The sequence below is a fragment of the Phytoactinopolyspora endophytica genome (assembly GCF_004138495.1).
Classification (GTDB): domain Bacteria; phylum Actinomycetota; class Actinomycetes; order Jiangellales; family Jiangellaceae; genus Phytoactinopolyspora; species Phytoactinopolyspora endophytica.
The window spans coordinates 91,075-95,857 of record NZ_ML142862.1; the positions used below are offsets into that span (position 1 = coordinate 91,075).

General features: G+C 66.7%; 2 protein-coding genes and 1 pseudogene. 1 reads left to right on the plus strand and 2 read right to left on the minus strand.

The window, feature by feature from the left end:
• Positions 1-64 precede the first annotated feature (64 nt).
• Both ELR45_RS23670 and ELR45_RS23675 read right to left on the minus strand, forming a co-directional pair.
• Positions 65-1,588 (minus strand): ABC transporter substrate-binding protein, encoded by a 1,524-nt coding sequence (locus ELR45_RS23670; RefSeq protein ID WP_165368048.1) that lies wholly within the window; start codon positions 1,586-1,588, stop codon positions 65-67.
• A gap of 45 nt (positions 1,589-1,633) precedes the next feature.
• Positions 1,634-2,890 (minus strand): ROK family transcriptional regulator, encoded by a 1,257-nt coding sequence (locus ELR45_RS23675; protein WP_165368049.1) that lies wholly within the window; start codon positions 2,888-2,890, stop codon positions 1,634-1,636.
• 224 nt (positions 2,891-3,114) lie between these two features.
• Here ELR45_RS23675 and ELR45_RS23680 point away from each other — a divergent pair.
• A pseudogene (locus tag ELR45_RS23680) lies at positions 3,115-4,783 on the plus strand (hypothetical protein); the annotation flags it as partial.

Sequence of the window (4,783 nt, forward strand, 5' to 3'; positions counted from 1 at the left end):
GTCGGCTGGCCGGAACGTGGCGATGTCGGAGAGGCTCCGCCGGCCGCCGGCTCGGTTCCCAGGGTCACGCGCCAGCCTCGTAGTCCGTGAGCGGATCCCAATCCGGGAACGCGTACAGATCAGGATCGAATCCCGTCTCTTCGAGCGCCTGCTCGATCGTCGCATCGAGCGCGGCATCGTACTCCGCGGCAGCGGAGGCGTAGTCTGCACCACCGTCGATCGCCTCGAACACGATCTGCCGCCAGTCGGGCTGCGGCGCTCCAGCCTGGATCAGCGAATTCGCCTTGCTTACCTCGGGTTCGCGCGTAACGGCGCTCGGCCCGGTTACCCTGGTGGCCGACTGGACCTCGAGAATCGACCGGGCGTTGTCGCTCAGGTCGTCCACGTATGCGTCGGAGAGCGCGGTCGGTACCGCCGATGCGTCGTAGTACATCTTCTGTTCCTCGGGTGTGGAGAGAAACACCATGAACGCCGCCGCCGCTTCGGGGTTCTGGGACGACCTGGACATTCCCCAGGTAGGCGCGAAGAGAGAAGCGCTGGAAGTGTAGCCACCGCGTCCGGAATCGGGCACGGGGATAGGCGCTGCGGTTGTGTCCACGTCGGGGTTGATCTTCTTTGTCTCCTCGCTCCACCACGGCGCTATCGGCGACATCGCGACGCGACCGGAGGCCCAGGCCTGCCAGAAGTCGGGCCCACCCATGCTCTCCCAGCCAGAGATCACGGATCCGTCCTCGACGAGATCGCGCATTAGCTGCACGACGCCGACCACCGACTCGTGCGCCGCGCCCGCGCGCCCGGTCTGCATGTCGACGGGTATGCCGTTGGCGAGGTGCCGCACTGGTCCGGCCATCGCCACGTACGGCTGCACCATCTGGTTCGGCAGCAACATGTCAGCGCCGGGCATCGCGTACCCGAAGACGTCCCCGCCGGAGTCGGTGGTGATCTTCGCAGCCGTGTCGCGCAACTCGCTCCACGTCTCGGGCGCAGCATCGATGCCGTATTGCTCCAGCAGGTCCATATTGACCATAAGCACACCGGGTGAGTTCCACATCGGGTTGTTGATGCACGGCACGCTGTAGAGCTTGTTCTCGATGTGCAGGCCCGACATGATCGGATCGAGGGCCTCCTCGCCGTGGTGCTCCCGAAGGAAGTCCGTGACCACGGGGTAGTCGTCGAGCGGCTGGATCCACTCGTTCTCGAACGACGCCCGCATTTGCGCCGGGGCCTTGACCATCCGGAACACGTCCGGCTCGTCGCCGCTGCGGAACAGCCCCTGGATCGCCTCGGCGAACTGAGCATCGGGGAACGGCAGGAAATCCACCTCGACGCCCGTCTGCTCAGTGAACCGGGCGATGGCGGCCTCGTAATAGGCCTGGTCGCCGTCGGTGGCCATCGGCAACGAGAACGAAAGGCTACCGCTGAGATCAGATGGCGCGGAGGCCGACCCAGACGGCGACGCGTCGTCGCTGGGGTTCTCCTCGTCGCGGCCGCAGGCGGCCAGCAGCGGCGCCCCGATACTGGCGCCAAAGGCCAGCCGCAGGATGTTCCGTCGGGTCAATTCGCTTCGTTGAACTCGGATATCAGACATGGGCGAAGCTCCTCTCATAGCTGTGTGACGGGATAACTCAGAGGTTCAGGCCGTTCCGGTATCGCTATCGGCCACCTGGGGAGACGCCGACACAGCTTCGGGCTCGTGAGCGGTGATCGGATACCCGGCCAGCAAGGTGGACCGTTTCAGGACGAGTGCTACGCCGCCGAGAGCGGGGCCCTCGTCGCCGAGTTCGGCGGAGACGACCGAGAGACGGCGTCGCACCTGGCCGTGGGAGTAGGTTTCGACCGCATCGCGGGCCGGCCCCAGTAGCGCTTCTCCGGCCGCGGCCAGCTCGCCGCCGACGACGACGACCTCGGGGTTCACCACGTTCGCGGCCGCCGCGATCACCCGGCCCAGCCGGGTTCCGGCATCTCGAACGATCCGGGCGATGCGGTCGTCGCCCGACTCGAGGCGCTCGATGAGCCCGTCGACGGTCGCCACACCGGCGTTCTTGAGGAGCTCCGGCAGCGCGATGTAGCGCTCCAGGCAGCCGCGACCCCCGCACCCGCAGGCCGGGCCGTCGGGTTCGACGGAGATGTGCCCGAACTCGCCAGCGGCACCGAATGCACCGGAGAAGAGATGACCTCCGAGGACGAGCCCGCCGCCGACGCCGTAGGACAACCGCAGGTAGAGCACGTTCTCCGTTCCGCGCCCCCCTCCCCAGATCGCCTCGGCCAAGGCGCCCAGCCGGGTGTTGTTGTCGACGAAGATCGGAACGTTCAGGTGCTCGGTGACCAGGGTGTGGACGAGCTCGGCGCGGTCACCGGCGCGGGACTGCGGCACCGTTCCGGACTCGGCGACCGGACCGATGACGCCGACCCCGACACCTTCGAGCGCGTCCAACGAGATGTGGTGGCTGGCGGTGAGCGTGTCCACCAGAGCGAGCGCCTGATGGACGCGATCCCGCCACGGCGCGGACTGCGTGCATGCCTCACTGGTCGCGGCGATTATGTCGTGGGCGGCGTTGGCGATGCTGGCGTGGATGCGCCGGTGACCGATGTCGATGCCGATGGCCAGTCCGCTGGCCGGGTTCAAGGTGAGGTAGGTCGGCGGTCGCCCCTTGCCCCGCTTCTGGGCCGCCGTGTCGTCGTGCTGGGGTTCGTCGATCTTGTCGGACTCGACGACGGCGCCGATTGAGATCAGGCGACTGACGATCGACCACAACGCGGTGCGGGACAGACCCGTGGCCTGGGCCAGGTCGGAACGGCTGAGCGCGCCGTGGGTACGTAGCAGGCCGAGGACACGGTCCTCATGTCCCTCACGGAGCAGTCGCAACGCGCTGCGGTTGGCATCGGCCATGCCGGAACCATGCCTCAACCACGAGACAACTGTCAATACTCCAGACATAAAGCTGTAACGTGAATCGGATTGAGATCTGATATCGCCGTATATGCAGCGGCTATGCTCAACTAGCGCCCCGCTCGACAGTGAAAGCCATTGACTTCCGTTCAAAGTAAGAGCATAGTTCCGACATCTCGACGAAACAGTCGCCCACACGACCCTCGACGTTGAGGAGACACCCCGTGCAGCGCTTGACTCGTTCGTTCAGAATCACCGCCCTTGCCGTCGCTGCCGCGACCGGCCTCGCACTCATGGCCGCAGGCCCACCGGCAGCGGCCGACGATTCGCCATCGGTATCCGCCACCGACGAAGAGCTCAGGAGCGAGGTGCTCGGCGACTTCGAGTGGTTCGCGGACTTCGCGGAGTGGACGTACGCGCGAACCCCCGGTTCCATCGGATCGTTCACCCGGGTGGGCGGCGAGGGCTACGACGGCAGCGTCGCAGGCCGGCTCCAAGCCGACTTCAGCCAAGGCGGCACCAACGTGAACACGATCCGCGACACCGACCTCGATCTGAGGGGGCTGAGCTTCCGGATCCGGTCCGCCGACGCACCGTTCATCTTCCTGCGGGTGGTCGACAGCACGGGCCAGCAGCACTCGCAGCGGGTCTCATTCGACGCGAACGACAACTGGCATGACATCACGATCGACGAGTTCAACGGCGGTCCGTCCTATACCCACTGGGGCGGCGCGAACGACGGCGTCTGGCACGGACCGGCGCAGCGCATCCAGTTCGTCTTTCCCAAGGCCTCGCTCAGCGGCGAGCTGACCGGTGAGCTCTATCTCGACGACGTCTTCGGTATCGTGCCGCAGCCCGCGGTGGAGTTCGGGCAGGTCGAGCCGGGGAACATCTTCGAGGGCGAGACGCCTCGGATCGAGCTCGACTCTGCGGGCGACACGATCGAGTGGACCGTGACCGACTTCTGGGGTGGGCAGGTCGGATCGGGATCCACGGCGATTGACGACGATCCCGTCGAGATCACGCTGCCGGTCGATGAGCCCGGCTACTACGACCTCGATGCCACGGGCTATGCAGACGGCGAGCCGATCGGGTCGGGGTCGACCAGCCTGGCCCTGCTCTCGGACTATGACTTCGCGGGAGTCGAGTCGCCCTTCGGCATCCAGACGCACTATCGCGCGGACGCCTGGCGCGATCCTTCGGGTGAGTCGCTCGCCCTGCTCGAAATGGCCGGCGCCCGCCACACCCGCGCCGGCACGCCCTGGGGCACGGTCGAGCGCGAGCCGGGCGTCTATGACTTCTCACGTCCCGATATGTACGTGCCGAACCTGCAGGCGTACGACATCGGCCTGATGGCGACCGTCCCGGCGTTCAATTCCCTGTACGACCAGGGCGCGACGCCCTACACGCCCCAGGCGATCGAGGGATACGGCAACTACGCCGCCGCCGTGACAGAGCACTTCTACCCCGACCTGTCGGACTCGATCCAGATCGGCAACGAGCCGAACACGAACCCCTTCGGCGACCGCAAGGGCGTCGGCGGCTTCGACGGTGACTGCGACGCCACCCCCGAGTGCTACTTCGAGCACCTGAAGTCGGGGTACGAGGCCGTGAAGGCGGAGAACCCCGAGGCCCCAGTTGTCAGCGCGGGCTTCGTGGGCGTCGGCCGGAACGCCACGACGCTGCCGTGGCTCGACGAGCTGTTCTCGCTCGGCGCGCTCGAGTACATGGATGTCCTGGCGATTCACATGTACATGGCGCCGGCGGAGCCGGAGGGAGCCGCTGGCGCGCTGGCGGAGCTCGAGGACCTGATCCGCGAGCACAACGACGGCGAACTGCTCCCGATCTGGGTCACCGAGAACGGCTACCCGACCCACGAGACGTCAACTGGTG

Coding starts and splice junctions, on each gene's coding strand:
- ELR45_RS23670 (WP_165368048.1), bottom strand. CDS start 1,588: ATGTCTGATATCCGAGTTCAACGAAGCGAATTGACCCGACGGAACATC.
- ELR45_RS23675 (WP_165368049.1), bottom strand. CDS start 2,890: ATGGCCGATGCCAACCGCAGCGCGTTGCGACTGCTCCGTGAGGGACAT.